Genomic DNA, 3653 nt, shown 5'->3' with positions numbered 1-3653 from the left:
TATAGAAGAGTTAATGCAAATTAGCCGCTATCGGTTGAAGGATTACATCAAAGGACAAAGAGCGATATCGCTTGCCCTATCTACCTTCTAGCTCGCTTGTCCCCCTCTCAGCTCAAGTCGAAGTCTGGTCAAAGCGCACAACAGTGCGGTTTCTTGTCGTGAATTCCTTGGCTGTTTTATGTATTGCTGCTCAAATCGGGCTAGATTTTCTGCGGCTGTTTTAAGTAATTTCTGTAAAATTTTAAACGCTCCTGGGGATAAAGCTGGATTCACTGTGAGTCCTAATTGCTGAGCACTTACGTTGAGAGATTAGGGAAGACTGATATTGAGAGAAACTCAATTAGAAAGAGTTGACGACCTGCCAGTCATCATTCATTAACTCAAACAATAAGCAAGCAATCTCCTTATCTGTTCACTTTTCTTAAAATCAATTAATAGAACAGTTCTATAATTCTCACTGTGGTTCCAAGCTTCATGCTCAACAGTATCGTCAAAAACTAAGCACTTACCTTCTCCCCACGTTCTCGTTTCCTTTCCCACCCTAATGCCACAGTTTTCTGGAACTATTAAACCTAAGTGGCAACGAAGTACTGCTTGGGAGTAGCCTAGATGCGGAACAACAGATGTTCCTGGTGCTAATCTGGAGAATCCTGCTGTAGTCATGCCCGGAATAGCTTCTATCAATCTTGTTGTTGCTGGACACAGCCGACAGTTATCAACCATTTTCTCTTGAAAAGCATAAAGTCCAAAAACCTGCCAACCTTGATTATATAGAAACTTCTCTTTCCAGTCAATGAAGTGCTTTTCCTGAAGCTGGTCTAATTCCTGTTTGATCAAAATCCAATTTTTTTCTAGCTTATTTGTGAACGGAAATTCAGAGGTCATGTAGAACATCTTTAGATTAGTGCCTCATTTAGAATATATACATAAGGTAACCGTTCAGGGGGGGGGGTGTCAAGCAGCCAGTGGCATTGACTCTGTGGAAGGACTCTCCTAGAACAGCAGAGAAGGAGAAGCACTGCCTTTCCTAGTGGGACTTAGACAAAAAACAAATCGAGAAAAGCCTCAACTCCAATCCCCGCTTGGGATTTACTTCGAGAAGCCCAAAATCGCTGAAACCCAGATAGATCAAGGAAAATCATAAATCGAGGTTAACCCTTTGTCCCGTAATGGTTTGAGCCTTTTTTGCTGACCGAAAACGCCTAAGTCCCACTAGAGGCGCAAATCGCTTCGGTCATGAATTTCCTGACATTTGGGAGTTCTGGGGAGTTCCTGTTGACTTTCTCCTCTAGTCCCTATTTTGATAGATTACCAGATTTCGTCCCCCCCCCTGAACGGTTACCCTACCTCTGGGATTTCCTCCATAGCTCTATTCAGGAGTCCCATAGCCTGAGTTGAAGCTAATTCCTCAAGTCGAAGGCTGGTCAAAGCGTACAACAGTGCGGTTTCTTGTCGTGAATTCCTTGGCTGTTTTATGTATTGCTGCTCAAATCGGGCTAGATTTTCTGCGGCTGTTTTAAGTAATTTCTGTAAAATTTTAAACGCTCCTGGGGATAAAGCTGGATTCCCTTTATAGTTTTCTAGTCTACCGCCTGAACGATATGCAGGAAAGGATTCTAATCCGACAAAGTGCAAAAACCAATCGACATTGTAATATCCTAGAGCCGCCACGATACCCCGATAATCTGCAATTAATTCATCATATAGATTATTCTGCATTGAATCGAACCACCGCCGCGTAATATAATGAGTACATTCATGTTCTAAGCGAATTTTCAAGGATAGTTCTAGCCACTGACTTTCTGTGAGTCCTAATTGCTGAGCACTTACATTGCTATAGTTGCCTGTACTTAAGATAATGAATCGATCTTGATACAATTCTTTTTTGAGAATAAGGTGTTGGAATTCCAACTGCCAATCAGTCTCATCACAACGGTGGGGATTGCGATCTATCCATTGTGCTTTATACTGGCGTATTCTCTCCCAGTTATTATAGTTTCCCACCATACAAGCTCCCATTGACTCCGGTACGAGATAGGGTTCATTGCCTTTTGTCAGTGCTTGAACTAAAGTTATAAAGTCATTGCGATCATCGGCAATAATGACAGGAATCAACCCCGCTAGGGTTTCATAAAGGATCAGGGATAATCGCTCCGGTTGGTTGAAAGTTAAGCCCGTTTTTAACGACATCCCTTCTTCTAACTTACCTTGCCGGGTAGCTTGGCGATAATCTGGCGTTTGACTGATGCCTTGCTTAATGGGAAACTGAAACTGAACTAAATGAGCTTTAAGGACTGCATACACGCCAATCCGGTGAGATTCAGTCATGTATTGTCGCCAAACCTCTAGGTGAGGCTCAGATTCTTTGGGCAAAGTTTTCCGATGATAAACATGACTAAATTTATTTTGATTGTAAGCCAGCAGTTCTTGAATTTCCTCGACACTAGCACCAGAGTCAGCTAACACCCTGCTAGAGAATTCTAAAGAATTCATAGATAGTTGTGGTGATCGCCTTTTACTCATAAAAATTCTCCCTTATTTTAGCACCAGGTTACTTATTCCACGCTAAACACACTCCATTATAAAAGGTTTAAGATCGCAGCTATCATTCGGAGCATAGTCAGAATCTTGTTGATCTATTTGTTCTGCTATCTGTTTTAACACTAGAGAAATTGGGTGGTTTGGGTATTTCAGAACAAAAAGACCTTTGCTTGCCAGTTGGAGCATATCAGAAGCATCCGGCATCATCCCGACAATAGGTATTTTATGAGTAGATTCAATTTGTTGACGAAGTTCGCCAAAATTATATCTGTCTACAATTTTGTTGACAACTAGAAATAACTTCGGAACTTTAAGACGACTGGCTACATCTAGGGTGACAGCAGTACCTCGGAGATCTTGCTCATCAGGGGTAAGAAACAGTAAAACAATATTGGAAATAGTTAAAGATAGCAAAGTTTCTCTATTGAGTCCAGGATGGGTATCCAAAAACAAATAGTCAAGCTGGAGTAATTGAATTAATTCTTCTATACCTTCCAATAACAACTCTGTATTAAATCCCTGCCGTAAAATTCGAGAAATATCGCTCACTTGGACACTCGCAGGAACCAGATAAATTAGATTCTTTTCAGTTTTTTGTTCTCCTAGTACTGAGGTAACATCGTAAGCTGATTCATTGATTTTACATTTCTGCCAAAGAAAGTCATTCAAGGTGTATTTAATATGCTTATCTTGTAGTTCAAAGAGAATATGAATACCAGGAGAGGGGAGATCTGTATCGACAATGGCAACCCGTTTACCCTGACAGGCAAGAATGGCCGCGAGATTAGCTGTAGCGTTGGACTTACCCGTACCACCTCGATACGAGTGAATGGAAATGATTTTAGACATAATACTCAGCGTGAGAAGGGTATCTCGAAAAATTGATAGCCCAGACGTTATAATCATACAATAATTAAGGATAGCGAGGCAAGCGAACGGGGGCTAATACTAGGGTAATCTCACACAATTATTAACATTTCTGGCTTTTCGGGACTTGGTCTGAGAGGGGGACAAGCGAGCTAGAAGGTAGATAGGGCAAGCGATATCGCTCTTTGTCCTTTGATGTAATCCTTCAACCGATAGCGGCTAATTTGCATTAACTCTTCTATATT

General features: G+C 41.3%; 4 protein-coding genes. All 4 read right to left on the bottom strand.

From position 1 onward, the window contains the following. Positions 1-87: 87 nt before the first annotated feature. Positions 88-273, bottom strand: a complete 186-nt coding sequence (locus H6G48_RS27315; protein WP_423202519.1) for a DUF7005 family protein — start codon at positions 271-273, stop codon at positions 88-90. A 102-nt stretch (positions 274-375) separates the two neighbouring features. Next, positions 376-885, bottom strand: a complete 510-nt coding sequence (locus tag H6G48_RS00095) for an aspartyl/asparaginyl beta-hydroxylase domain-containing protein (protein ID WP_199328689.1) — start codon at positions 883-885, stop codon at positions 376-378. 453 nt (positions 886-1338) lie between these two features. Beyond that, on the bottom strand, positions 1339-2493 hold the full coding sequence (locus H6G48_RS00090; protein WP_190717885.1) for a DUF7005 family protein: 1155 nt from the start codon (positions 2491-2493) through the stop codon (positions 1339-1341). A 72-nt stretch (positions 2494-2565) separates the two neighbouring features. Then, complete coding sequence (locus H6G48_RS00085; RefSeq protein ID WP_190717881.1) at positions 2566-3390, bottom strand: MinD/ParA family ATP-binding protein; 825 nt, start codon at positions 3388-3390, stop codon at positions 2566-2568. Between the last annotated feature and the right edge of the window lie 263 nt (positions 3391-3653).

The organism is Microcystis flos-aquae FACHB-1344 (genome assembly GCF_014698375.1).
Classification (GTDB): Bacteria; Cyanobacteriota; Cyanobacteriia; order Cyanobacteriales; family Microcystaceae; genus Microcystis; species Microcystis aeruginosa.
This window is presented reverse-complemented; position numbering and strand designations above follow the sequence as displayed.

Bases quoted from the DNA above. Each gene is read 5' to 3' on its own strand.
- H6G48_RS00095 (WP_199328689.1), bottom strand. From the start codon at position 885: ATGACCTCTGAATTTCCGTTCACAAATAAGCTAGAAAAAAATTGGATT.
- H6G48_RS00090 (WP_190717885.1), bottom strand. From the start codon at position 2,493: ATGAATTCTTTAGAATTCTCTAGCAGGGTGTTAGCTGACTCTGGTGCT.
- H6G48_RS00085 (WP_190717881.1), bottom strand. From the start codon at position 3,390: ATGTCTAAAATCATTTCCATTCACTCGTATCGAGGTGGTACGGGTAAG.